The 22,119-nt window shown below is 70.2% G+C and carries 31 protein-coding genes; 13 read left to right on the forward strand and 18 right to left on the reverse strand.

Translation table 11 applies throughout. The features are described from left to right. The first annotated feature begins 43 nt into the window (after positions 1 to 43). A complete protein-coding gene (locus GGQ91_RS02390) occupies positions 44 to 1,180 on the forward strand; it encodes a glycosyltransferase family 2 protein (RefSeq protein WP_182591271.1) in 1,137 nt (378 codons plus the stop codon). Positions 1,181 to 1,225: 45 nt separating this feature from the next. Here the strand turns inward: GGQ91_RS02390 and GGQ91_RS02395 are convergent, their stop codons facing one another. The 3 genes from GGQ91_RS02395 to cutA all read right to left on the reverse strand — a co-directional run bounded on the left by GGQ91_RS02395 (position 1,226) and on the right by cutA (position 2,871). Beyond that, the gene (locus tag GGQ91_RS02395; RefSeq protein WP_244447714.1) at positions 1,226 to 1,813 is read right to left on the reverse strand and encodes a cupin domain-containing protein; all 588 of its coding nucleotides are present in this window, start codon (positions 1,811 to 1,813) and stop codon (positions 1,226 to 1,228) included. An 84-nt stretch (positions 1,814 to 1,897) separates the two neighbouring features. Then, positions 1,898 to 2,377 carry a hypothetical protein gene (locus GGQ91_RS02400; RefSeq protein WP_182591272.1) on the reverse strand — a complete coding sequence of 160 codons (480 nt, stop codon included), beginning with the start codon at positions 2,375 to 2,377 and terminating at the stop codon, positions 1,898 to 1,900. A gap of 140 nt (positions 2,378 to 2,517) precedes the next feature. Further along, complete coding sequence (gene cutA, locus GGQ91_RS02405; RefSeq protein ID WP_043350188.1) at positions 2,518 to 2,871, reverse strand: divalent-cation tolerance protein CutA; 354 nt, start codon at positions 2,869 to 2,871, stop codon at positions 2,518 to 2,520. A 143-nt stretch (positions 2,872 to 3,014) separates the two neighbouring features. Here cutA and GGQ91_RS02410 point away from each other — a divergent pair, with 143 nt between their 5' ends. Next, positions 3,015 to 3,782, forward strand: a complete 768-nt coding sequence (locus tag GGQ91_RS02410) for an NAD kinase (RefSeq protein WP_043350190.1) — start codon at positions 3,015 to 3,017, stop codon at positions 3,780 to 3,782. A gap of 2 nt (positions 3,783 to 3,784) precedes the next feature. Beyond that, entirely contained in the window at positions 3,785 to 4,267 is a 483-nt protein-coding gene (locus GGQ91_RS02415) for a GNAT family N-acetyltransferase (protein ID WP_182591477.1), read from the forward strand. Between the two features lie 12 nt (positions 4,268 to 4,279). On the opposite strand, the gene GGQ91_RS02420 is transcribed toward GGQ91_RS02415, so the two are convergent. The 6 genes from GGQ91_RS02420 to GGQ91_RS02445 all read right to left on the reverse strand — a co-directional run bounded on the left by GGQ91_RS02420 (position 4,280) and on the right by GGQ91_RS02445 (position 7,533). After that, positions 4,280 to 4,480: a hypothetical protein gene (locus tag GGQ91_RS02420; RefSeq protein ID WP_043350192.1), complete on the reverse strand. Its 201-nt coding sequence runs from the start codon at positions 4,478 to 4,480 to the stop codon at positions 4,280 to 4,282. A 35-nt stretch (positions 4,481 to 4,515) separates the two neighbouring features. Continuing rightward, positions 4,516 to 4,884 carry a DUF6481 family protein gene (locus GGQ91_RS02425; protein ID WP_043350195.1) on the reverse strand — a complete coding sequence of 123 codons (369 nt, stop codon included), beginning with the start codon at positions 4,882 to 4,884 and terminating at the stop codon, positions 4,516 to 4,518. 123 nt (positions 4,885 to 5,007) lie between these two features. Continuing rightward, complete coding sequence (locus GGQ91_RS02430; RefSeq protein WP_010683690.1) at positions 5,008 to 5,217, reverse strand: cold-shock protein; 210 nt, start codon at positions 5,215 to 5,217, stop codon at positions 5,008 to 5,010. A gap of 370 nt (positions 5,218 to 5,587) precedes the next feature. Beyond that, complete coding sequence (locus GGQ91_RS02435; protein WP_182591273.1) at positions 5,588 to 6,715, reverse strand: beta-ketoacyl-ACP synthase; 1,128 nt, start codon at positions 6,713 to 6,715, stop codon at positions 5,588 to 5,590. Positions 6,716 to 6,722: 7 nt separating this feature from the next. After that, complete coding sequence (locus GGQ91_RS02440; RefSeq protein WP_182591274.1) at positions 6,723 to 7,202, reverse strand: 3-hydroxyacyl-ACP dehydratase FabZ family protein; 480 nt, start codon at positions 7,200 to 7,202, stop codon at positions 6,723 to 6,725. A gap of 22 nt (positions 7,203 to 7,224) precedes the next feature. After that, positions 7,225 to 7,533, reverse strand: a complete 309-nt coding sequence (locus tag GGQ91_RS02445) for an acyl carrier protein (protein ID WP_010683687.1) — start codon at positions 7,531 to 7,533, stop codon at positions 7,225 to 7,227. A 302-nt stretch (positions 7,534 to 7,835) separates the two neighbouring features. On the opposite strand from GGQ91_RS02445, the gene GGQ91_RS02450 reads away from it, so the two are divergent. Continuing rightward, positions 7,836 to 8,954, forward strand: a complete 1,119-nt coding sequence (locus GGQ91_RS02450; RefSeq protein ID WP_043350201.1) for an AI-2E family transporter — start codon at positions 7,836 to 7,838, stop codon at positions 8,952 to 8,954. Between the two features lie 13 nt (positions 8,955 to 8,967). Here the strand turns inward: GGQ91_RS02450 and GGQ91_RS02455 are convergent, their stop codons facing one another. After that, positions 8,968 to 9,471 carry a thermonuclease family protein gene (locus GGQ91_RS02455; RefSeq protein WP_043386014.1) on the reverse strand — a complete coding sequence of 168 codons (504 nt, stop codon included), beginning with the start codon at positions 9,469 to 9,471 and terminating at the stop codon, positions 8,968 to 8,970. Positions 9,472 to 9,680: 209 nt separating this feature from the next. Here GGQ91_RS02455 and GGQ91_RS02460 point away from each other — a divergent pair, with 209 nt between their 5' ends. Then, complete coding sequence (locus tag GGQ91_RS02460) at positions 9,681 to 9,941, forward strand: hypothetical protein (protein WP_182591275.1); 261 nt, start codon at positions 9,681 to 9,683, stop codon at positions 9,939 to 9,941. A gap of 46 nt (positions 9,942 to 9,987) precedes the next feature. Here the strand turns inward: GGQ91_RS02460 and GGQ91_RS02465 are convergent, their stop codons facing one another. After that, positions 9,988 to 10,668, reverse strand: a complete 681-nt coding sequence (locus GGQ91_RS02465) for a L,D-transpeptidase (protein WP_043349444.1) — start codon at positions 10,666 to 10,668, stop codon at positions 9,988 to 9,990. A gap of 171 nt (positions 10,669 to 10,839) precedes the next feature. Between GGQ91_RS02465 and GGQ91_RS02470 the strand changes: the two genes are divergently transcribed. Continuing rightward, positions 10,840 to 11,280 carry a VOC family protein gene (locus GGQ91_RS02470; protein WP_053609225.1) on the forward strand — a complete coding sequence of 147 codons (441 nt, stop codon included), beginning with the start codon at positions 10,840 to 10,842 and terminating at the stop codon, positions 11,278 to 11,280. On the opposite strand, the gene GGQ91_RS02475 is transcribed toward GGQ91_RS02470, so the two are convergent. Continuing rightward, entirely contained in the window at positions 11,281 to 11,724 is a 444-nt protein-coding gene (locus GGQ91_RS02475) for a cyclic nucleotide-binding domain-containing protein (RefSeq protein ID WP_043349450.1), read from the reverse strand. Positions 11,725 to 11,803: 79 nt separating this feature from the next. Between GGQ91_RS02475 and GGQ91_RS02480 the strand changes: the two genes are divergently transcribed. Further along, positions 11,804 to 12,619 carry a thioredoxin domain-containing protein gene (locus GGQ91_RS02480; RefSeq protein ID WP_246410531.1) on the forward strand — a complete coding sequence of 272 codons (816 nt, stop codon included), beginning with the start codon at positions 11,804 to 11,806 and terminating at the stop codon, positions 12,617 to 12,619. A gap of 18 nt (positions 12,620 to 12,637) precedes the next feature. Here GGQ91_RS02480 and GGQ91_RS02485 read toward each other — a convergent pair whose 3' ends face one another. Then, positions 12,638 to 12,844, reverse strand: a complete 207-nt coding sequence (locus GGQ91_RS02485) for a hypothetical protein (RefSeq protein WP_053609227.1) — start codon at positions 12,842 to 12,844, stop codon at positions 12,638 to 12,640. 243 nt (positions 12,845 to 13,087) lie between these two features. On the opposite strand from GGQ91_RS02485, the gene GGQ91_RS02490 reads away from it, so the two are divergent. Next, complete coding sequence (locus GGQ91_RS02490) at positions 13,088 to 13,276, forward strand: con-10 family general stress protein (protein ID WP_043349455.1); 189 nt, start codon at positions 13,088 to 13,090, stop codon at positions 13,274 to 13,276. A 147-nt stretch (positions 13,277 to 13,423) separates the two neighbouring features. On the opposite strand, the gene GGQ91_RS27995 is transcribed toward GGQ91_RS02490, so the two are convergent. Together GGQ91_RS27995 and GGQ91_RS02500 are read right to left on the reverse strand one after the other, a co-directional pair. Continuing rightward, positions 13,424 to 14,005 carry a hypothetical protein gene (locus GGQ91_RS27995; protein ID WP_236952777.1) on the reverse strand — a complete coding sequence of 194 codons (582 nt, stop codon included), beginning with the start codon at positions 14,003 to 14,005 and terminating at the stop codon, positions 13,424 to 13,426. 249 nt (positions 14,006 to 14,254) lie between these two features. After that, positions 14,255 to 15,058, reverse strand: coding sequence for a response regulator (locus tag GGQ91_RS02500; protein WP_043349459.1), 804 nt, complete (start codon positions 15,056 to 15,058; stop codon positions 14,255 to 14,257). Between the two features lie 173 nt (positions 15,059 to 15,231). On the opposite strand from GGQ91_RS02500, the gene GGQ91_RS02505 reads away from it, so the two are divergent. Beyond that, positions 15,232 to 15,579, forward strand: a complete 348-nt coding sequence (locus tag GGQ91_RS02505) for a NepR family anti-sigma factor (RefSeq protein ID WP_236952776.1) — start codon at positions 15,232 to 15,234, stop codon at positions 15,577 to 15,579. Positions 15,580 to 15,764: 185 nt separating this feature from the next. Here GGQ91_RS02505 and GGQ91_RS02510 read toward each other — a convergent pair whose 3' ends face one another. Further along, positions 15,765 to 15,941, reverse strand: coding sequence for a DUF1328 domain-containing protein (locus tag GGQ91_RS02510; RefSeq protein ID WP_007568853.1), 177 nt, complete (start codon positions 15,939 to 15,941; stop codon positions 15,765 to 15,767). Positions 15,942 to 16,146: 205 nt separating this feature from the next. Between GGQ91_RS02510 and GGQ91_RS02515 the strand changes: the two genes are divergently transcribed. Then, positions 16,147 to 16,323 (forward strand): hypothetical protein, encoded by a 177-nt coding sequence (locus tag GGQ91_RS02515; protein WP_164706346.1) that lies wholly within the window; start codon positions 16,147 to 16,149, stop codon positions 16,321 to 16,323. Between the two features lie 230 nt (positions 16,324 to 16,553). Continuing rightward, positions 16,554 to 17,474: an MBL fold metallo-hydrolase gene (locus GGQ91_RS02520; RefSeq protein ID WP_043386003.1), complete on the forward strand. Its 921-nt coding sequence runs from the start codon at positions 16,554 to 16,556 to the stop codon at positions 17,472 to 17,474. Between the two features lie 13 nt (positions 17,475 to 17,487). On the opposite strand, the gene GGQ91_RS02525 is transcribed toward GGQ91_RS02520, so the two are convergent. Together GGQ91_RS02525 and GGQ91_RS02530 are read right to left on the reverse strand one after the other, a co-directional pair. Then, a complete protein-coding gene (locus GGQ91_RS02525; RefSeq protein ID WP_043349473.1) occupies positions 17,488 to 18,267 on the reverse strand; it encodes a DUF1499 domain-containing protein in 780 nt (259 codons plus the stop codon). A 67-nt stretch (positions 18,268 to 18,334) separates the two neighbouring features. Beyond that, positions 18,335 to 20,170 (reverse strand): AsmA family protein, encoded by a 1,836-nt coding sequence (locus GGQ91_RS02530; RefSeq protein WP_246410533.1) that lies wholly within the window; start codon positions 20,168 to 20,170, stop codon positions 18,335 to 18,337. Positions 20,171 to 20,474: 304 nt separating this feature from the next. Here GGQ91_RS02530 and GGQ91_RS02535 point away from each other — a divergent pair, with 304 nt between their 5' ends. Then, entirely contained in the window at positions 20,475 to 21,215 is a 741-nt protein-coding gene (locus GGQ91_RS02535) for a CoA transferase subunit A (RefSeq protein ID WP_053609231.1), read from the forward strand. 24 nt (positions 21,216 to 21,239) lie between these two features. Continuing rightward, positions 21,240 to 21,902, forward strand: coding sequence for a 3-oxoacid CoA-transferase subunit B (locus tag GGQ91_RS02540; RefSeq protein WP_043349486.1), 663 nt, complete (start codon positions 21,240 to 21,242; stop codon positions 21,900 to 21,902). The last annotated feature ends 217 nt before the right edge of the window (positions 21,903 to 22,119 follow it).

The raw sequence follows: 22,119 nt of genomic DNA on the forward strand, positions 1-22,119 counted from the left end.
GTACGATCCCAGGTCGAGACTCGACACCAGCGCGGCGCGGACGATGACCGATTCGATCCTCACGGCCCTGGCCCTGCTCTGCCTGGTCACCGCCCTCCTGCCGGCCGTGCTGGCGGCAGTGAATCTCGCGGCTCTGCGCCGGCCCATGCCGGAGACCGGGACGAGCCTGGTCTCGATCCTGATCCCGGCACGCAACGAGGCCGGCAACATCGACGCCACCGTGCGGGCGGCGCTCGCCAGCACATCGGTTCCGGTGGAGGTGATCGTCGGTGACGATCATTCCACGGACGCGACCGCGGAGATCGTGCGCGCCGTCGGCGATCCGCGTCTGCGCCTCGTCTCGGTGCCGGCCCTTCCCGAAGGCTGGACGGGCAAGAACCACGCCTGCAGCCATATGGCCGGCCTCGCCCGCGGCGACCACCTGCTGTTCCTGGACGCCGACGTGCGCCTCGAAGCCGAGGCCGCGGCTGCCGTGGCGGCCCAGGCCCGCCGCACCGGTGCTGCACTCGTCAGCGGCGTACCCCGGCAGCGCACGGACACGCTCGGCGAGATGCTGACCGTCCCGATGATCGACTTCCTGCTCCTCGGCTTCCTGCCGGTGCCGCTGATGCGTCGGCTGCCGGACCCGTCGCTCGGCGCGGCCTGCGGTCAGCTGATCTTGGTCGATCGTGCGGCCTACACGGCCGTCGGCGGACACGCTGCGATCCGCAGGTCCCTCCATGACGGCGTCCGCCTGGCCCGCCTCTTCCGTGCCGCGGGCTACCGGACAGATCTCGTGGCCGCCGCCGCGCTGGCGACGTGCCGGATGTACGATGGCTTCACCCAAGCCTGGGCCGGCTTTTCCAAGAACGCCCACGAGGGCATGGCCACGCCCCGCGCCCTTCCGGTCTGGACGCTCCTGCTCGGCTGCGGCCAGGTCCTGCCGCCGCTCCTCATTCTGGCCGGCCTGATCGGGCTGGTGCCCGCCTCCGCCCTAGCCCTGGCCGCCCTGGCCTTGGCCCTGTCGCTGGCGACCCGGACGGCCGTCACGATGGCGGTCCGGGCACCCTGGGCGACGATCCCGCTCCACCCGGCGGCGGTCGCGGTGGCCCTGGCGATCCAGTGGAACGTGCTCCTGCGCCGCGAGCGAGCCGGCGCGGCCACTTGGAAGGGGCGCAGCTATCCCGTGAGCGGCGGCTGACCCGCGCAGGCCGACGGAAGGCCACCGCCGGCCCGGATCACGCGTTCAGGGCTGGCACGGGTTGGTGTTGCGGGCCTTTCCGGAAGACGGCTTCAGCGAGACGATGAGCTGAACGTTCGGCACATCGCCGACCTGCCGGGTCAGGTGCCCGACATGGCCCTCCGCCCCCTGCGGCGTCGATCCCATGTCGGCGTTGAACTCCACCTCGCCGGGTCCCTGCTCGAGCACGCTCCCGTCGGTGGCCTCCACCGACCAGCGGCCCGACAGGGTGATCACCCATTGCGGCCCCGGCGCCGTGTGCCACGTGCCGACATAGCCGACGGGCAGGACCGCATACTTGATCGACGCCACCTCCCCCGGCGGAAAGCCGACGTATTGCGGCGCTGCCGGAGGCGCGTAGCTCTTGAAGATGAAATTCTTCAGGTCACAGTATTGGACATGGCTGTGACCCTTGTCGTCGGCATAGAGAACCCCGTACCGCAAGGCGGGCGGATCGGCTGAGGCGAGACCGGCCGGACCGGACGGCGCCGCCTCGATGGTCATCAACGGTTCCTTCTTCGGATCGCCGGCCGCCTGAACATTCAGGGCGCCCATGACCGACATCAGCAGAGCCGCAGCGGCGCGGTCTGCCATCCTGAACCATCCCATGGTTTCCCCTCGGCTTTGTCTCGGGCGCGACGCGCGCCGCAGCCCATTACAATCGGCCGCCAGATTTTCTCAATCTTTTTCCCGTGCAACGAACTTCCGATGCTTTTCTTTATCTGAAACATCGATCTTTAATATCGAACCTTTGCATGCAAACTTAGATCTGTTCACGACGCCGAGAAGCAAGGCAAAGGAAATACCCGGATGCACGCGCTCCATGCGGCGTCCGACGGCGCAGGGGGCTTGTCCACAGACGCCCGACAGCGAGGCCGGCAACCTGACGGGTCCGGCTCCGATCCGCGGCCGCAGATCGGGGCGAGGATCGCTCATCGCCCACAGACCGCCAGATGCAGGATCCGGTCGGAGGCGCAGATGGATCCGACGGCTTCGGATGCCGGGCTCCCCATCGCGGGATACGCCTCGTCGTGGCTCGCAGCGCACGACCGCGCGCGCCCGGCTTGCAGCGCAGCGGCAGCCGTCCTGTTCGCCGGAGCGACGGCGGCTCTTGTCACCTTCGCCGGCAACAGCCTGCTCGGTGCCGGCATGGTCCATCGCCGCAACGCGGCGCCGGACCGCCCGGTCGTCCTGGCGCCGGTGGGCCGGCGCGTTCGTCCGGATCGGTGCCAAAGCGGTGTTCGCCCGGGTGCGGTGATCGCACAGCGGTTTGTCGTGCCGCGGCTCGGCCTATTGAATCAGGCCGACTGGGGCTCCGCTCCAGCCGAGCCGTCCGGCTGCGTTTCCGCCAGGATCCAGGCGGCGGTGTCGGCGTCCGCGCCGGCGACCGGCAGATGCAGGATGATCGGCGTGTCGTAGGGATGTCGCGCCTTCAGGGCGGCCGTCAGTGCGTCGGCGAGACCCTCACGGCTCTTGAGAAGGGCCGCGACCTCCGCGCCGCGCTCGACGGCGCCCTTCCAGCTGTAGACGGATTGCATGCCCGGCATCACGTTGATGCAGGCGATGAGACGCTCGCGGACCAGGGCCTCGCCGATATTCAGCGCAGAGGCGAGGTCGGGAAAGGTGGTGTAGACGAGGAGCGGACGCTCCATGCTATGCCTCCGATTGCGCATGTGCCGTCAGAGTGAGGCCCATGCCAAGCCAGGACGTCAACCGGGCGGTTCGCTCATCAGACTGGAGCCGTGACGTGAACCCTGAGGCGATTTTGACGCGCCTGCGCGGCTGCGCCTGAGCCATGGCGCTCTTCCAGAAGATCGCCTTCGTGGCGAGTCCGACCGGCCATGCCCGCGAGGCCGCCGCCGCCCTGATGCGTCGCTACGATCACGTCCCGCCCGAGGAGGCGGACGTCGTGGTGGCGCTCGGCGGTGACGGCCTGATGCTGCAGGTGCTCCACCGCTTCATGGACAACCCGAAGCCGATCTACGGGATGAACCGCGGCACGGTCGGCTTCCTGATGAACGAGTTTCGCGACGACGACCTTCTGGAGCATCTGGAGACGGCGCATCGCAGCGTCATCCACCCGCTGGTGATGGACGTCCTCGACACCGAAGGCCGCTCCCACCGGGCGCGGGCGATCAACGAGGTCTATCTGCTGCGCCAGACCCACCAGACCGCCAAGCTGAAGATCGCCGTCGACGGCAACGTCCGGCTCGACCTGCTGATCGCCGACGGCGTACTCGTCGCCACCGCGGCGGGCTCGACCGCCTACAACCTGTCGGTCGGCGGCCCGATCCTGCCCCTGGACGCCAAGCTGCTGGCACTGACGCCGATCTCGGCCTTCCGCCCCCGGCGCTGGCGCGGCGCGCTCCTGCCGGATTACGCCCGCATCCGGATCGACGTGCTCGACGCGCCCCACCGCCCGGTGGCGGCGGTCGCCGACCACACCGAGTTCCGCCGCGTCTGCACCGTGGAGACATCCCTCGACCGCGCCACCGAACTCGTGCTGCTCCACGATCCCGGCCACAGCCTCGACGAGCGCATCCTGCGGGAGCAATTCGGGTGAGCCTGCACATCAGACCTGCGCGGGCGACCGATCACGCGGCGATCACCCGCATCATCGTGCCGACCATCCGGGCGGCAGAGACCTATGCCCTCGACCGCGACCTCGGCGAGGCCGAAGCCCTCGCCTACTGGACCGGACCGGACCGCGAGACCTTCGTGGCGGAGGAAGCGGGGACGGTGGTCGGCACGTATTACCTGCGCGCCAATCAGGCGGGCGGAGGCGCCCACGTCGCCAATTGCGGATTCATGACGGGGGAGGCCGCGATCGGCCGCGGAATCGCCCGCGCCCTGTGCGCGCATGCCCTTGATCGGGCGCGGACGCGCGGTTTCACGGCGATGCAGTTCAACTTCGTGGTCAGCACCAACGTCCGAGCCGTCCGACTCTGGGAAAGCTTCGGCTTCGCCGTGGTCGGACGGCTGCCGGGCGCCTTTCGACACCCCGACCTCGGGCCGGTCGATGCGCTGGTGATGTTCCGGACGCTCTGAGGTGCGCCCGGATCAGGGCTGCGCAGCCGCGACGAGGTCGCCTTCGCGGATCGCCCGCTCGCCGGCCTTCGTGCGGATCCGGTAGCTCGGCTCGCCGGTCTGATCCTGCGGCATGAGCCGCAGGACCTCGAACACCTCGACCTCGCCCGCTTCGCCGGGGGTCCCGAGCCGGGGCCGGCAGACACGCTGGCCGATCTTGAACTTGTGGGACATGCCGGGCTCCTGGAGGGTGTTGCCGCTGCCGCGCCTCAGCGCTTCTTCTGCGCTTTCGCCTTGCGGGCGAGATAGCGAGCGTCGCGCTGGGCCTTCTGTTCGGCCTGGAGAGCCTTGGCGCGCTCCTGCGCGGCCAGCTGCTCGGCGTGCTTGCGCTCGATTTCCGCGAGACGCTCGGCCTCGGCCAGGGCAGCGGCGCGCTCGAGCTCGGCCTGACGCTGGGCGGCGCGTTCGGCCGCACGGGCCTCGCGGGCATCGACCACGGCGCGGCGGGCGGATTGGCGGGCCAGGACCGTGGGATCATCGGCAGACGGGCGCGCCCGGAACCGGGCCAGCATCTCGGACCGCGCCTTCGCGGCGGTCTCCAGACGATCGACGACACCCTGATTCTTCAAAAAGCTCACAGACACTCCTGGATCGGGCGCGGCGAAGGCCGTCGCCCACGAGAGAAAGGCAAGGAAAGAGAATGCAGATACGAAGAAGCCGCTCCAAGGGAGCGGCTTCGACAGAAACGCCTAGGACGGCGATCAGGCCGTCTGGAGCTGACCGGCGGACTGCTTGCCGCTGCGACGGTCGGTCTCCAGCTCGTAGGAAACCTTCTGGCCTTCGTTCAGGCTGCGCAGGCCGGCGCGCTCGACGGCCGAGATGTGAACGAACACGTCCTTGCCGCCGTCATCCGGCTGGATGAAGCCGTAGCCCTTGGTCTCGTTGAACCACTTGACGGTTCCGGTGCTCATGGAAGTCCTTGATCTTCGCAGGCATAGTGAGGAATGGCGCCCGCTCATGCGAGAAGGCGCCGGCATCGACCGATAGCGATAGGAAAGTCAGAACCGCCCTGCGAAGGCGTAACGGTCCAAGATATCCGGACACGTGCCGATACGGCTTAAATAAACCGCCGGCGGTTTTTTGGCAAGCGCAGGGAAATATTTCACCCGGCAACAGGCCCGCCGATGCGGGAAATTCTCAGCGGAAAATGCGGTTGAGCAACGCCAGAACGGCCGCGAGAACAACGAGATAAGGGAGTTCAATGCGGCGTGGGCGCATGAAGTCTGTGGTTACGGCCGCACGAACTAGCGCCGTCGGCACGCAGGCACCGGACGGGCTTGCTCAGGCCGGAACGAGGCGCAGAACACCCTCGCCGCGCCGATGGCCGACGGCGGTCACGGCGACCTCGCGGGCGCTGCCGCCGGCGACGAGGGCGGCCCCGAGCGCCGTTCCGAAGGGTGCCGCCACTTCGAGCCCGTGCCCAGTCACGTCCCCGAGGGCGCGCAGCCGCGCGCCGGGCGCGAGACGGGCCAGCGCAGCGTGCTCTTCCGCGGTGATCGGCGCGACTCCGGTGGCACCGGACAGGACGTGATCGGGGCCCGAGAGGCCGGCCTGTCGCCAGAGGGCCTCGAGGCTGTCGGCGACGCTGCCGGGCCTGCGCCGGGTCCGGTCGCTCGCCACCGTCTCAAGCCGGGCCAGGGCACGGGCACCGCGGGCGGCCGCATGCGCAGCCGATTCCAGCATCAAGAACGCTGCGCAGCTACCGAGGATGAAGCCGCCCGCCTCGCCGCGCGCGAAGACCGGGCGGTAGGCGTCGCGGGCGAGGTAGCCGCCCATCTCGTGGATGACCAGAACGTCCGGCCGCTCGGCGCTGTAGGAGCCGCCGACCAGGATCGCATCGATCTGGCCCGAAGCCACCCGCGCCTGGGCGATCCGCAGGGCGTCGACCCCGGCGGATTCCTCGCCCATGAAGGTGCGCGACGCGCCCGTCACCCCGTGCACGATGGCGATGTTGCCGGCGAGCAGGTTCGAGAGCTGAGCAAGGAACAGCGTCGGCCGGAGGTCGTTCTGCAGCCGCTCGTTCAGGTAGGCGCCCGGATCGGCGGCGTCCCGCAGGCCCGTGAGGATCGCCCCGTCCGCCGCGTAATCGCGCTCGCCGCCGCCCGCCGCCACGACGAGATGGAGCGCCTGCTTGAAGGCGGCCTCATCCTTTACGCCCGCGGCGTCGAGGGCGAGGCCGGCGGCGTAGACGCCGAGCCGCTGCCAGGCCTCCATCTGCCGCTGGTCGCTGCGCTTGGGAATCTGGCCGTCCCAGGCGATCGCCGGCGCCGGATGCACCGGGTAGGGCGCAAAGGTCTCGCTGTCCGTGCGCGGAGCCGCCTCCCCGGCGAGGGCGGCCAAGTGGGCGTCGACGCCTTCACCCGCGCAGGAGACGAGGCCGAGGCCGGTGACGACGACGGGGCGGCTCATGGCTGACTCAGGACTCGCGTTCGGCCGGCGCCGAATCGGGAAACAGGCCGATCGTCCGCGCCCGCTCGCGCATCGGCGCGTCGAGGCCGTCCGGGAACGGCATGGTGCGGAAGCGCAGCTCCGCGTCGCACAGCGCCTTGCCGTCGTGGCTGATCGCCGCCTTGGTGACCGCGTAGCCCGAGCCGTCATGCTCCAGGTGCGCCGTGACGAGGAGGTTCGCCCCGGGGCCCACGAAGGACCGGAAGCGGGCCTTGTCGACGCCGGTGAGGAACGGCATCCGGGCGAAGTCGAGATGGGCAAGCACAAGGTAGCCGGAGGCCTGCGCCATCGTCTCGGTGAGGAGGACGCCCGGTACCAGGGGATGGCCGGGGAAGTGCCCTTCGAAGACCGGGCTGGCCATCGGCACCCGGGCGAGCGCCTCGATGCGGCCGGCGGCCCGATCGAGGAGCCGCACGGAGTCGATCATCTCGAAATATTCGAGGCGCATGATGGGTCGGATCGGCCTGCGTTCAGACCTTGGCGGCCTTCTCGGCCACGAGGCCGTCGATGCGCGCGCAGAGGTTCTTGAGGACAAAGTACTCCTCGGCCGGGACCTTGCCCTCGTTGACCTCCTGGGTCCAGCGCTCGAGCGGCAGCTTGATCCCGAAGGCCTTGTCCACCGCGAAGGCGATGTCGAGGAAGGCGAGGCTGTCGATGCCGAGGTCGTCGATGGCGTGGCTCTCGGGCGTGATCTTGTCCCGCGGGATGTCGGCGGTCTCGGCTATGATGTCGGCCACGCGCTCGAAGGTGGCGCTGCCGTGGGCGGGCTCGTCGGACATGTCTTCTCGCGGGCTGTTCGAATTCCGGATCGGTCGTGCGGGAGCCCCCTCGCCGCCCGGGCGGCCCGGCGGAAACGCCCCGTGCGGCCACCCTACGCGTATACGGGCCCTCGTACGCGGCCCCGTCGAATGGCGGCGACCTCTACACGAGGGTGTCAGGGGCGGCAACCGCGGCGCTTCCCCGGCGTTTCAGCGCCTGTCCACAAGCGTGCGCCGCCGGGTGTGCGGACGCGCATGTGCGCCGATCGCGCCGACCCTAGCTTGACGGCGAGAGGACCGCGCGTCCTCAGGAGAACAGACGGATGCCACCGATCACCAAGCCCGCCGCTCCGCCGGCGCGGATCGAGACGCCACCCCTCCCGCCACAGGAGCGGGCGCGTTCCCAGGGTGCAGCTCGCGTCCTGCTCGTGCTGACCCTGTCGGCCCTGGGTCTCTGGATCCTGCACGAGTTCCTGCCCGCGCTGGCCTGGGCGGTGGTGCTGGCGATCGCCCTGTGGCCAGTCTACACGCGGCTGGAGCACCGCTTCCCGCCGGGGAAGCACAACATCCTGCTGCCCACGCTGATGACGGCGGCGGTGGCGCTGGTCTTCCTGGCGCCGCTGGCGATCCTCGGCGTCCAGGCCGCCCGCGAGGCCCACGACGTGGCCGAGTTCGTCCGCAACGCCGAGGCGAACGGCATCCCGGCGCCGGAATTCCTCCAGCACCTGCCCTACGGCGCCGCGCAGGCGACCGCGTGGTGGAACGACAATCTCGGCCACGCGCAGGCGGGCTCGGACCTGCTGCGCCGGTTCGAGAACAATTCCGTGCTCGGGGCGTCGCGCAATGTCGGCCGCGAGGTGGTGCACCGGATCGTGCTGTTCGGCTTCAGCCTCGTGGCCCTGTTCTTCCTGTTCCGCGACTGGCGGACGGTGCGGGACCAGTCGCTGACCGCCTGCCACCGGCTGTTCGGCCCGCGCGGCGAGCGCGTCGCCCGCCAGATGGTGGCCTCCGTGCACGGCACCGTCGACGGGCTCGTGCTGGTGGGCCTCGGCGAGGGCTTCGTACTGGGGATCGTGTACCACTTCGCGGGGGTGCCCCACCCCGTGCTCCTCGGCGCCTTCACGGCGGTCGCGGCGATGATTCCGTTCGGAGCCGCCGTGGCCATCGCCATCGCGGCGCTTCTTCTGGTGGCGGCGGGTTCGGTGACGGCGGCTTTGGTGGTGGCTGCGGCGGGTTTCGTCGTGACCTTCGTCGCCGACCATTTCATCCGGCCGGCCCTGATCGGCGGCACGACGAAACTGCCCTTCCTGTGGGTGCTCCTCGGCATCCTCGGCGGCGTCGAGACCTTCGGACTGCTCGGCCTGTTCGTCGGCCCGGCGGTGATGGCCGCCCTGGTCCTGCTGTGGCGGGAATTCACCGAGGGGCAGGACGCGACGGCCTGAGCCGCCGGACCCGCTAGTCGGCCGCGCTCGCCCCGGCCGTGGCCTCGACCCGGCGCCGATCCTGGCGCCAATCGGCCGGCTTCTCGAAGGTGCCGGCCCAGATGCCGCGGCGGGTCGCCCAGGCGTGCCCCTCGTGGCGGACATAGGTGGGCGTCACGTGGCGGCTGGCCAGCGCCAGGCCCTGGCCGACCATCCAGGCGGACAGATCCTCGCCATGGACATGGCAGATCCCGGTGACACGCCCGGCGACGGCTCCCTCCCGCCGCTCGCAGGTGACGACGCCGCCGTCGATCCGCGCGCGCAGGGCCTGCGCGGCCTCGCGGCCGCAGCGATATTCCAGGCCCTTGGCACTCTCGCAGCTCTGCGCGGTCTCGGGGGCGTCGATGCCGTACAGGTGGATGCGCGTCCCCTGCACCTCGATCGTGTCGCCGTCGATCACGGTCGCCGGACCGCTGATCGTCCCGGCCGCGGCTGCAGGGCCGCACAGGAGGAGCAGGGCAAGCATCGGTCTGATCATCACGGAACTGTCCACGCGGGAGGCAAGGCGTCGAAGAAAAGCGGTGTGAGGGCCGTCACGCTGCACGACCAATGTGGCGAATTTGTCGGGCGACCGGAGGGACGGCGCTTCCCCGGCGCCGACTTTCTCCCGTCGTGGTTGCGAAAGCGTTCCGACCCTGCGCGCGGGCTGCGCCACGGAACGGCGCCCCGGAGCCGTCGTTGTATCGCATGAGCTTTCTCAAGACCCTGCTCGCCGGCGTGGCCCTGAGCGCAGCCCTTCTCACCTGGATCGGCCTCGCGATCGGGCCGGAAGGACCGGCCGCCCGTACGAGCCCGGGGCTGACCACGGCCGCGGTCCTGGCGAGCGACGGCATGGTACGGGACGGCGCCCTGCGTGACCCGGCGCTGGATCGTGAGGGTCTCGGCCGTCTCGCGCGCCACGCCTCCGAAGAGGCGCGCGACGCCGCCTCTGTGAGGCCGGCCGGCTGACCGCCGCCTTTGCGCGGCGCAGCCGACGTCGGGGAAGCCAGACCGATCAGGTCCGGTATTGGCCGTTGCGCTTGACGAGAACGCGGGTTCCCACCGGAACGCGCTCGTAGAGGTCCGCGATGTCTTCGTTCAGCATCCGGACGCAGCCCGACGACATCTGCTCACCGATGCTCCAGGGCTCGTTGGTGCCGTGGATCCTGAACAGGATGTCGCGGTTGCCCTGGTATAGGTAGAGCGCGCGGGCACCGAGCGGGTTGTCGACGCCGCCCTTACGGGTCCGTGGCAAGTCGGGATGGAGCGAGACCATCGTGGCCGTCGGGCTCCAATCCGGCCAGACACCCTTGCGTCCGACCCGGGCCTCGCCCTTCCAGGAGAAGCCTGCCTTGCCGACGCCGACGCCGTACTGCATCGCCGTGCCATCGGCCTGAACAAGGACAAGCTGGCGCTTGTCGATGTCGACGACGATGGTGCCGGGTTGCTCGGGGCCGTTGTAGCTGACCTGCTGCCGGCGATATTTGGGGTCGAGCCGCTGGGTATCGACGAGGGGAATGTCGAAGGGCTTGTCGGGCTTTGCGCCGATGTACCAAGCGGATTCGTCGTCCTGCGCGACCTGGACCGGACGGGTCTGACAGGCCGCCAGCGGCGCGATCGCCACCACGGCGAGGAGGATCCGCGAGAGGGCGATCCGGCGCAGGCGGCTCCAGGCCGATGGAAGCGTGGCGATCATAGGTCCTGTCGTGCGGGATACGGTCGTCGCGCCATGCCTACCGCCTCAGCGCCCGTGACGATGTAGCTTTTCCGCCGCAGCGGATCGCGCGCGGGCGGCTCGCGCGGCCACGGTTGCGCCCTAATTCAGAATCGCGGCAACGCTCTATTGCGGCCGGCGCGGAGGTTAAGGATGCCCGAGACCCAAACTCTTCCGACCGAGGCGACGACCGTACCCGAGGTCCCGCTCAGCCCGGCGATACACCTCGACCACTGTGTGATCCACGTCAGCGACTGGGCCCGATCCAATGCCTTCTACCGGGATGTGGTGGGCGCCGAGATCATCGAGCGCGGCCCAGGCTTCGCCTACCGGTTCGGCGGCGTCCAGCTCAACTGCCATGGGCCTGGCGTCGAGGCGGTGCCCGTGGCGGCCAAACCCGTCCAGCCCGGCAACAGCGATCTGTGCTTCCGCTGGTCGGGTCCGATCGAGGCGGCGATCGCGCATCTCGAGGCAGCCGGCATCGCTGTGGAACTCGGGCCGGTGGAGCGGCACGGCGCCGCGGGTCCCGGCCAGAGCGTCTATTTCCGGGATCCGGACGGGTCGCTCCTGGAATTCATCACTTACGCAGCGTGATCAGCCGCGGCTCTCGGCCAGCGCCTGATTGGTCTGCTCCAGCCGCAAGGCCAGGACGCGCATCAGGGCGATGCTGATCTGGGGAAACTGTGCGAGCAGTTCCAGGAAGACGCCCCGGTCGATGCGCAGGGCGGTCACCGCGGATTGCGCCGTCACGGTGGCGGACCGGGGCTGCTCGGCCAGGATGCCCATCTCGCCGACCAGGGCATCCTGGCCCAGCAACGCCAGGCGCACCGGGCCGGCGGGGCCATCGATGCTGACCTCCGCGGTGCCCGAGAGGATCACGTAGGCTGCATCCGCCACATCGCCGCGGGCGAAGAAGCGTTGCCCCGGCTCGAAATGCACCCGCTCGCTGGTGAAGGCCAGAAGCTTCAGGCGCGACGGTTCCACCTCGCGGAACAGCGGCACCTGCTTCAGGGAGGAAACCTCGGTGTCGAGGGTCATTCGGGGGCTCCGCGACGGGTCTCACGCCCAGGACGGCGGGGCCGGACGGGCCCGTATATCCATGCGGTTCGTCAGGCACTTGTCCAGCCCTGCACTGGACGCAACTTGGCGGTGTGGTCTCGGCGCCCTGCTGGCACTCGGCCTCATCCTGGGGTCGAGGCCGGCCGCAGCCCGGCTGGTCCAGGCCGATCTCGCCCGTGTCGCGGTCACGCCGCCCCCGGGGGCCCGCGTCCCGCTCGACCTTGCGGTCACCGATGCGCGCACCGGGCAGCCCACCACCCTGGGCAAGGTCCTCGACGGTCGGGCCGCCCTGCTGCTGCCCGTCGATTACACCTGCGGCAATGTATGCGACCCGATGGTGTCGATGTCGGTAGAGGCCCTCGCGGCGACGGGACTCCCGCGGGACGATTACGGGCTCGTCCTGGTCGGGATCGACCCGCGCGACGATCCCGCGGCCGCGCGCCGCATGCTCGCGGATACGCTGGGAGACCGGGATGCATCGGCCCGCCCCCGGGCGCTGATCGCCTCGGACACGGCCCTCGCGCGCCTCACCGGCGCCCTGGGCTATCAGGCCGTCTATGATGCCGGCACCGACAGCTTCGCCCATCCGGCGGCGGCCATTCTTCTCGCCGCCGACGGCCGGGTGGCACAGGTGCTGTCGCCCCTCGCCCTGACCGGGCGGGATCTCCGCCTCGCCCTGACCGAGGCCGGCGAAGGCCGGGTCGGCAGCCTCGCCGACCGGCTCACGCTGCTCTGCTACGGTTACGATGCCGCACGGGGTCTCTATACGCCGCTCATCCAGCGGATCCTGACGGGGGCCGGGATCGTCACCATCCTGGCAATCGCCCTCCTGATCGCCGCCCTGATCCGCCTCACGCACCGGCGGCAGGCTTGAGGGCGGCTTCGGCCTGGATCAGCGCTCGGTCGAGAGGCCCTGGCGCCCGGGAGCGGGCGCTTCGCGCTTGAGGCTGGCATTCAGATGGGGCGAGTCGGTGGGCTCCTCACGGGTGGTCGGCGTAGCGGAATCTTCCGGGGCCGGCATCGGCGGCATCGGCGGCGTGTTCGGCCGCTCCGTCGCCGTGCCCGGGGCAGGATCCTTGACCATGTTGCGGTTCGTCATGCGCGATACCCCATCTCATTCCGCGGTCGCACTGTCGCACCGCCTCCCGGACCAAGTCGCCGTGGCTCCGGTCATGCCGACACGGCCGCGGATGTCGACCAAGGTCGAACGTCGACCAACGCCCGACACAAGTCCGGGTTGCTGCCAAGCTTAGCTGGCGGAAGCTTGAGCAGGTCTCGGGATAGGAACCTTGGTTATTGCTGAAGGTTGTTGCGGGGTGAAGCGAAGCCTGAGGAGGAACTGATGGCATCCGGAAATTCGACCTCGAAGCGGGGCTTTGCCTCGATGAACCTCGAGCGGCAGCGCGAGATCGCCAGCAAGGGCGGCCGCAGCGTGCCGGCAGAGAAGCGTTCCTTTTCGCAGGATCGCGAATTGGCTTCGTCCGCCGGTCGCAAGGGCGGTCAGTCCACGGGGACAGGCCGGGCCGAGTGAGGCATCGGCTCACGCGTATCGCGTAGCGGCGCCGCGTCTTCGGACCGGCGCCGTTTTCGTTTCGGCAATGCCAACACGGCACACCAACGCAAAAGGCCCCGCCATGGTGACGGGGCCTTTTGCGTTACGGGATCCGGGGGGCAACGATCAGGAAATGCAACGCCCGGGGGTCATGCGGCGCGCCTCGGGCCCGACCAGGGAGCTCAGAGCCGTCTCGCAGCCTTCGCGGACCATACGCCGGGGCGGCTGACGCAGGATCGGCTTGATCTCCAGATCCTGAGCTTCCCCTGCGACCGGGGCAATCCGACCGTCGGCCTTCTGAACGCCCGCGACCCGCGTCGGGCTGAGCGCGATGGAGACCGGCCGCATCCCCGGCAGCGGAATCTGCGCCGTCTGGGCGGTGGGCACCGGGGGCACCCAACGATCCGCCGTGTCGCGCACGACCGGCTGGACGAGGACGGTGAGAAGAGCGGCAGGAGCACTCACGCCCAGGAGGAAACCAGACCGCAGCATTGCCCCGACCTCATGCGAGAGCTTGACAGGATGTTCGTATAACGCGCCCTGCAATCGCAGGTTCCTAGACTGTGACGCGCCTACGTATCCTGAGTATTCGATGACAGCCCGGCCGTTGGTGCGGCGGCGCACGCCCGCAATCCACACCATCCACATGTGGCCAAAAGGCCACCGCATCAGAAAAAGTGCGTTTGCTGGAACCTCCCGGTCCGGCATCCGTTTTCTCTGCACCCGGCCACCTGGTCCTCCCCGCATTCCCCTTGTGCATCGGCCGGAACCTTCGCGACGGGCTGGAGACTTCTCCGGCCCGTTTTTTTGCGCCTGCATCCGGGATGTCCGGGTCTCCGGCACGGACAACAAAAAACCCCGGCGCAAGCCGGGGTTTTTGTCGTCATCGAGGCTCGGAGGCGGCCTGGGACCGGTTCAGCCCGGCGAGAACCGCCGAGCCCGGCTGAGGCCGTCCTCTCAGGCCGTCTTGGCTTCGCGCCGACGGGCCGTCTGCTGGAAGAACAGCGCCTGGCTGATCACCGCCGAGACATTCGCCGGCTGGAAGGGCTTCGCGATGAGGAAGGCGGGCTCGGGACGCTCGCCGGTGAGGAACCGCTCCGGATAGGCCGTGATGAAGATCACCGGGACCTCGAAGGTCTTCAGGAGATCGTTCACGGCATCAAGACCCGAGGAGCCGTCGGCGAGCTGGATGTCCGCCAGGATCAGGCCGGGACGCTTACCCTCGCCGGCGATCTTGATCGCCTCGGTGCGGGTGCGGGCGACGCCGATGACATTGTGACCCAGACCCTCCACGAGGGCCTCGAGATCCATCGCGATCAGCGGCTCGTCCTCGATGATGAGGATCTCGGTCGCCATGTCGGCGGCCAGCTCGCGGCCGGCCTCGTCCACGAGGTCACGGACCTCGGAGACGTCGACGCCCAGGATGATGGCCGCATCTTCCTCGGAGAAGCCTTCGAGGCAGGAGAGCAGGAACGCCTGCCGCGGCAGCGGCGTGATCTGGCCGAGACGGACCTCCGCCGGCAGATCGTGCTGAACCTGCTCGCTGCGGCCGTTCACCGAGAGCGAATTCCAGATCCGCGTGAAGACACGGAACAGATCGGCCTTGATGTTGGTGCTCCGGCCGAGCGTGTCCGGTTCGTTGACGAGGGTCTCCAGGGTGGCGGCGACATACGCGTCGCCCGCCACTTGGCTACCCGTGAGCGCCCGCGCGTAGCGGCGCAGGTACGGCAGGTGCTGTACCACGAGTTGCGATGTCGACATTCGATCCCCTGTGCCTCGCCGTGTTGCCCGGCCGCGAACGCCTCGGTCCTTTACCGAAGTCCTGCCGGGGCCGGCTTGTGTCCTGCGCAGCCTACCGCCCAACGCGGAGGCCCGCACTCCGTTCCACCCCCCGGCGGAACCGATCCCGGCGGGCAGGCGTTGCCGCCGCAGCCATGGCGTATGTCGAGCCGCAGCACAATGCGGCCGAGCCGACTTCGGCAACAAGGGGCCTATTGATGGTGGACCAGGGAAAGGAGGGAGGTCTTCGCGCGCGCTATTCGCATGCCGAGACTGTCTCGAATCGCTCGTCGGAGGGCCAGGACGGCGCCGTCGATCAGCAACCTTTCGACACCCCTGACCAGACCACCGGCCACCGGACCAAGAACGGCCTGAGCGACCAGACCCGCAATCGTATCGCGACGCAGCTGCGCGCGATGTACGACACGGTCACGCAGCAACCGGTGCCCGACCGCTTTGCCGAACTGATCGCGAAGCTGGACAGCGCCGACCGCAAAGCCTGACGGTCGAGAGCCCTCGACCCCGGATCCAGCGGACGCCCATCCCGATACCCCCGCCTCGGCCAGACGGAACCGTCTCGAGCCCAGTATGCGGACCGACACGACGGAAAAAGCCGCCGCACGGGGCGGCGGCTTTTCATCGCGCCGTGCGCCGGCCCGGGATCGGGGCCGGCGTCTCCGGTCGTTCCTCAAAGTGTCGGCGAGCGGCCCCGCATCAGTCCCACGACCGCCGAGATCGCAAAGAGGACGATGGCCACGAAGAATACCAGCTTGGCAGCTTCCATCGCCGTGCCGGCGATGCCGCCGAAGCCAAGCAGAGCGGCCACGAGGGCGACGACGAGAAAAGTTACGGCCCAACCGAGCATCGTTCAGATCCTTCGAAAGTCTCAACGCGGGCGGGCCGCGTCGTTCTGAACACGAAAACGCCAAGGTTTCGCTCCGGTTCCGCCCCGATCGCGAAGTCCCCTGGGGAGCGGGGGGTTCGTGCGCTGTCCGCGTCAAGGGGTGACGGAACGAGACAGGGGCGCTAGCGTTCGAAGAGAGGTCTCCAGGCTCGATCCGGGATTTGCGATGCTGCAATCTGCCAAGAGTGCCGTTCGATCGAAGGCCGCCGCGCTGGCGGTGCGCCTCGCCGATCTCGTCGATAGAACCGGCGATGCCTTGCGCGCGGCAGCGCTCGGTCTCCTGCCGGCACCGGCGCCCGTACCGGTCCGCGTGCGCGCTCGACAGACCCGCCGCCAGGGCTGACGTCCTTCGTCGCGGTCTGGCCCGTAAGCGTCACGCCCAGACCGACGGCCGCCTTCAGGGGGCGAGGCCGGCGCAGGGGCGGTCATCCGGTCCCAGAGAGCGCGTCTGCGACATCGGAACTTGCCGGACGCCCGGCGAATGCCCGGAAGGTCGGATCGCGGCCTCCGGGCCGATTGCCACGCGGCGTCGAACCGTCCAAGGAAACGCCGTGTCGATCGCATGGGATCGCGATGGCGGACGCCGACGAGAACAGCCTGACCTTCGATCGTTCGATGCCCCCAGCTGGGCGGCTGGAGCCGGTCGCCCCGTTGATCCGCCGCCGGGTCGCGCCGAACGGCGGCCCCTTCACGGCGAGCGGCACCTGCACCTACGTGGTGGGCCAGGATCGCGTCGCGGTGCTCGATCCGGGCCCGGATGATCCGGTGCATATCGAGGCGCTGCTTCAGGACCTCGCTGGGGAGCGTGTGGAGGCCATCGTGGTCACCCACACCCACCGTGATCATTCTCCGGGCGCGCGGCTCCTCGCTGCCCGCACCGGCGCGCCCATCGTCGGATGCGGGCCACACCGGGCCGCACGCGCGCTCTCGGAGGCGGAAGCGCCGATGCTCGACGCCAGCGCCGACCGGGCTCACGCTCCCGAGCGGATCATGGCGGAGGGCGATTCCGTGTCCGGTCGAGGCTGGACCCTCGTGGCCGTCGAGACCCCCGGCCACACGATGAACCATCTCGCCTTCGCGCTGCCGGAAGCGCAGGCGCTGTTCTCGGGGGACCACGTCATGGCGTGGTCGACCACGATCGTGGCCCCGCCGGACGGCGCGATGCGGGCCTACATGGACTCTCTCGACAAGCTGCGCGGGCGCGACGAGACCGTGTACTGGCCGGGCCATGGCGGACCCGTATGCGAGCCCGCCCGGTTCCTGCGCGGGCTGGCCGGGCACCGCCGCCAGCGCGAAGCGGCGATCCGCGCGCGGCTGGCGGCCGGCGACAGGCGGATCGCCGACATCGTCGCGGCGATCTACCAGGGGCTCGATCCCCGCCTCCGCGGCGCCGCGGCGCTGTCGGTCTTCGCCCATCTGGAGGATCTTGTCGGACGCGGGCGCGCGACCTGCGACGGCGCCCCCCGGCTGGACGGCACCTACGCGCCGGCCTGAGGGACGCGACGGGTCACTTCACCGCGAGGGCGAGGTTGGCGACGTCGTCGAGATAGGCCCGGATCCGGTCCGCGTTGCTGCCGAAATCGCGGCCGCTGAGGCGCGAGGCCGAGCGCACGTCGATCCGCGCCCCGTCCGCGCGGGGGCGGATACGCACGGTGACGTCGCCGGGCAGGTTGAGGATCAGACCGCGGGCCACGGCCTCGATCCGACCGTTCCCGGTGCGTCCCCCCGGCCGGATCGCCTCGACGATCTGCCAGTGCCGCTTCAGCGCCGCCTGCCGGGCGAGTTCGAAGGCCTCGTCGGCGCCGATATCGAGGGTCAGGGGCGCGATCTGCGGATAGGCGCCGCGCTGGCGCTCGCGGATCGCGGGGCCGGGATCCGCCGGGTAGCGGCCGCCGCGCGCCGCGAAGGCTGCCCGCGAGCGCGAGAAGGCGGGTGGGTTGTCGATGTCGGTGGTGATGTCGGACAGCGCCGGCAGCCGCAGGCTGCGCAAGCCCAGGAAAGCGGGATAGCCGAGGACCGCCAGCGCGAGGATCAGCCCTGCGAGGGCGGCCCCGAGACCGCGAGCCCCCTCGCGCCAGACCCGCACGAAGGCGAAGACCGCAGCCGCCGCGGCGAGCACCGCGACCCCGAACCCGGCCACCAGGGCCGCGAGCGCCGCGTCGGTGTCGGCACGCGGGTCCCGGACCAAGATCAGGGCGATGCCGGTGGCGATGACGGAGAACACGGCGAGCCGCCGGGCCAGAGGCCCTGCGCGGGTGACGGGTTCCTCGATGAGCAGGCGGCGCATGGGGATCATGACGGCGATCGGGATCCGATCTTAGAGCTTGGCCGGGGCCGGCGCCAACGCGCGACCGTCACGGCGCGAAGGCACGGACACTGCCGGGCAGGCCGAGGGTGGCGGGCAATTTGAGAGGATCGGGCAGCATCGCATCCCCGATCCGGCCGGCCGGATCGGACGGCTCGCTGTGGGCGGCCGTCTGAGCCGTCAGGGCGTTCCAGGGGCCCGTCACCGCGAACAGGATCCCGCGGGCGGAATCGCCGGGCGGCCGCAGGACGAGATCGCCCCTGGCGTCGAGTCGCCGTTCCGGCAGCGACACCTGGCCGTGAAGGGTGGCGCCGACACTCGGCCCCAGAAGACCCGACTCGGCGATCTCGCCGACACCGTCGACGAAGCGCAGCGTCACCACGGCCCGCTCGAACGCGGTCCGGCCGTTCCGGCGCGCCAGAGCTCCGGACGCCACGGCACCGTTGCGGTGGACGACGTCGGCGAGATCGAGGCCCGCGATGGCGCCGCCATCCATGGCGAGCGTGGCCCGTCCGCCGAGATGCGCCAGGAGGCCGACCGTGTCACGCGCCCTGGATTCGAGGGCGAAATGCCCCTGAACGGGCCCGACCACCCAGCGGGCCGCGCCGATCTCGCCGAGGAGCGCACCGAGATCGACGCGGTCGAGGCTCCCCTGGGTGCGCAGCTCCGTCGCGGCCGGATCGGTCCCGCTCGTCAGGTTCACGCGCCCCTTGAACGTGCCGTCCTGGATCCGGGCCCGGTTCACCGCGACCTCAAGGGCGGTATCCCGCACCAGGATGCTCGCCGCCAGATCCTGCACCCGAACGGCGCCGGCGCGGCCCTCCGCCGCCGACAGGCGGAGGTCGAGGTCGCCCTGCGTGAGCGGCGCCAGGGCGACGGATACCGGGGCGGGATCGAGGAGCCGGGTCAGATCCTCGACGAGCGGCGTGAAGTCGAGGGTCTCGGCCGCCAGGGTCGCCTGCACCGAGAGGCGCGGCGCCTTGCCGGGTCCGAAGGCGACGGCGCCGGCGCCTTCCAGCACGTTCTGACCGAGGCCGATGCGCAGGCTCGGCCACGAGATGGACCGCTCCGCCGTCTCGAACCGGCCGTCGATCGAGAAGGCGCCGGCGAGGGGCGCCAGCGGCACATCACGGCCGATCCAGGCCAGGCTCTCCGGCAGCGATCGCGTCTCGAACCGGACCTGCCCGGACAGGACGGGCAGCGCGTTCCCCTCCGCAGGCGGCGCCACCGTTCCGTCCGCCGCGAGGCTGCCGTCCGGCCACGTGACCTCCGCGGTGAACGGGCTGCGGCGGCGCTGGGCCAGCTCGGCCGGACGCAGGTGGGTCAGGGCGATCCGGGTCGGCACGCCCCGCCACGTGAAGCTGGCGCGGCCCTCGGCGGTCTTTCCCCAGAGCGGCCACGCGATGTCCAGGTCGATGTCCCGGGCCGTGTCGCCGGCGGCGAGGCGCGCGTCGCGCACGACGATGCGGCGTGGCCGGGCCGTCTCGCCGGACCGGGCCTGCTCGGCGAGGCGCGCGAGGGGGGCGTCCCAGCCGGCGGGGTCATCCGACAGCCGCGCGCCCTCCAGGCGAAGCCCGCTCACGGCCGCGCGCCCGCCGAGGAGGCTCAGCGGGTCGAGGTCGATAGTCAGGCGGCCCGCATCCGCCAGGACCGGGCCGTCGGAACCGGCGGCGAGCCGGACGCGGTCGAGGGTCAGGCGCGGCCAAGGCAGCACCGCGACGCTCGCGGGGCCCTGCAGCGTCAGGCCCAGGCCGTAGGCGTCGAAGGCGCGGCGCGCGTAGGCCGTGACCCGGCCGTCCTCCAGGGGCCAATCGCGCAGGCCGAGGCCGGCCGCGATCAGGCTCCCGAGAGCGAGGACGAAGATCGGGCGGCGCAGCGACATCATGCTCCGAAGGGGCGGCGGCTGTAACCGGAAGCCGGGCGCCGCGCCGGCCCCTCGGGCTGCCGCGGCCCGGCAGGGTCTGCACGTCGAGTGGGCAATTTAGCGTCCTTGACCGGCTTTGTCTGCCGCGCCCGCGCAGGGCCGCCCTGCCCTCCCCAACGCAGTGCCGGTTACGGATCGCCCGCGTCCGCGCGGACCGGTGCGGCGCACCACTGGATTTCACGCGCGGAATCGGGGAGAGCAGGCGCGAGGACACGCACTTCCCAAGGTTTCGGCCGGTCGGGTCCGGCGGGAAAAGGACGGTTCGATGAAGAAGGTCTACACGGATGCCGCCGCGGCCCTGGCCGGCCTCCTGCACGACGACATGATGGTGATGTGCGGCGGCTTCGGCCTCTGCGGCATCCCGGACGAGCTGATCGAGGCGGTGCGCCTCTCGGGCGTCAAGGGTCTCACCGTCGTCTCGAACAATGCCGGCATCGACGGGGTCGGCCTCGGCAAGCTTCTGGACACCCGCCAGGTCCGGAAGATGATCTCGTCCTACGTGGGCGAGAACAAGGAATTCGCCCGCCAGTATCTCGGCGGCGAGCTGGAGATCGAGTTCAACCCGCAGGGCACGCTCGCCGAGCGGATCCGCGCCGGCGGCGCCGGCATCCCGGCCTTCTTCACCAAGACCGGCGTCGGCACCAAGGTCGCCGAGGGCAAGGAGGTCCGCGAGTTCGATGGCGAGCACTACGTCATGGAGCGCGGCCTGTTCGCCGACCTCGCCCTGGTCCATGCCCATACGGGCGACACCGAGGGGAACCTGCGCTACCGGATGACCGCGCGCAACTTCAACCCGATGATGGCCACCGCCGCCAAGATGACGGTGGCGCAGGTCGAGCATCTCGTGAAGCCGGGCGAGATCGATCCGGACACGATCCACACGCCCGGCATCTTCGTGAAGCGCATCGTCGACGTGGGCGTGCGCGACAAGCGCATCGAGCAGCGCACGACGCGCACGCGCAACGATGCGACCCCAGCCGCCGCGGCCGGCGGCGGCACGCACTGACCGGACGGGAAGGGAGCGAGAACGATGGCCTGGACCCGCGAGCAGATGGCGGCGCGCGCCGCCAAGGAGCTGGAGGACGGCTTCTACGTGAACCTCGGCATCGGCATCCCGACGCTGGTGTCGAACTACATCCCCGAGGGCATGTCGGTGCAGCTCCAGTCGGAGAACGGCATGCTCGGCATGGGCCCCTTCCCCTACGAGGGTGAGGAGGATCCGGACCTGATCAATGCCGGCAAGCAGACGATCACCGCGCTGCCGACCACGAGCTACTTCTCCTCGGCGGATTCCTTCGGGATGATCCGCGGCGGGCACATCAACCTGTCGATCCTCGGCGCCATGCAGGTGGCCGGCAACGGCGACCTCGCCAACTGGATGATCCCCGGCAAGATGGTGAAGGGGATGGGCGGCGCCATGGACCTCGTGGCCGGGGTGAAGCGCGTGGTCGTGGTGATGGAGCACGTCGCCAAGAACAAGGACGGTACCGAGAGCCCGAAGCTGCTCAAGGCCTGCGACCTGCCGCTCACCGGAACCCAGGTGGTCGATCTGGTGATCACCGATCTCGGCGTGTTCGCCATCGACAAGAAGGGCGACGGCGGCATGACGCTGATCGAACTCGCCGACGGCGTCACCGAGGACGAGATCCGCAAGAAGACCGAGGCCGACTTCACGGTCGCCCTCAAGAACTGACATCCGCAGGCCCGGCGACCGACGTCGCCGGGTCCGACGGGGCGATGGCCGCCCAGATCGGGCGGCCATCGCATGACGGCGCAGGCGCCCTTCAGACGCGCCCGATGTCGGCGCACCTCGTCAGCGCCAGCCCCCCTTCACGCATCGGCACAGGCCAGACGCGAAACGCCCCCCTCTCCCGGTCGGAAGAGGGGGGCGTTTCGCGTGATCCTTCGCC

Source organism: Methylobacterium fujisawaense, assembly GCF_014138435.1.
In the GTDB taxonomy this organism is placed as follows: Bacteria; Pseudomonadota; Alphaproteobacteria; order Rhizobiales; family Beijerinckiaceae; genus Methylobacterium; species Methylobacterium fujisawaense.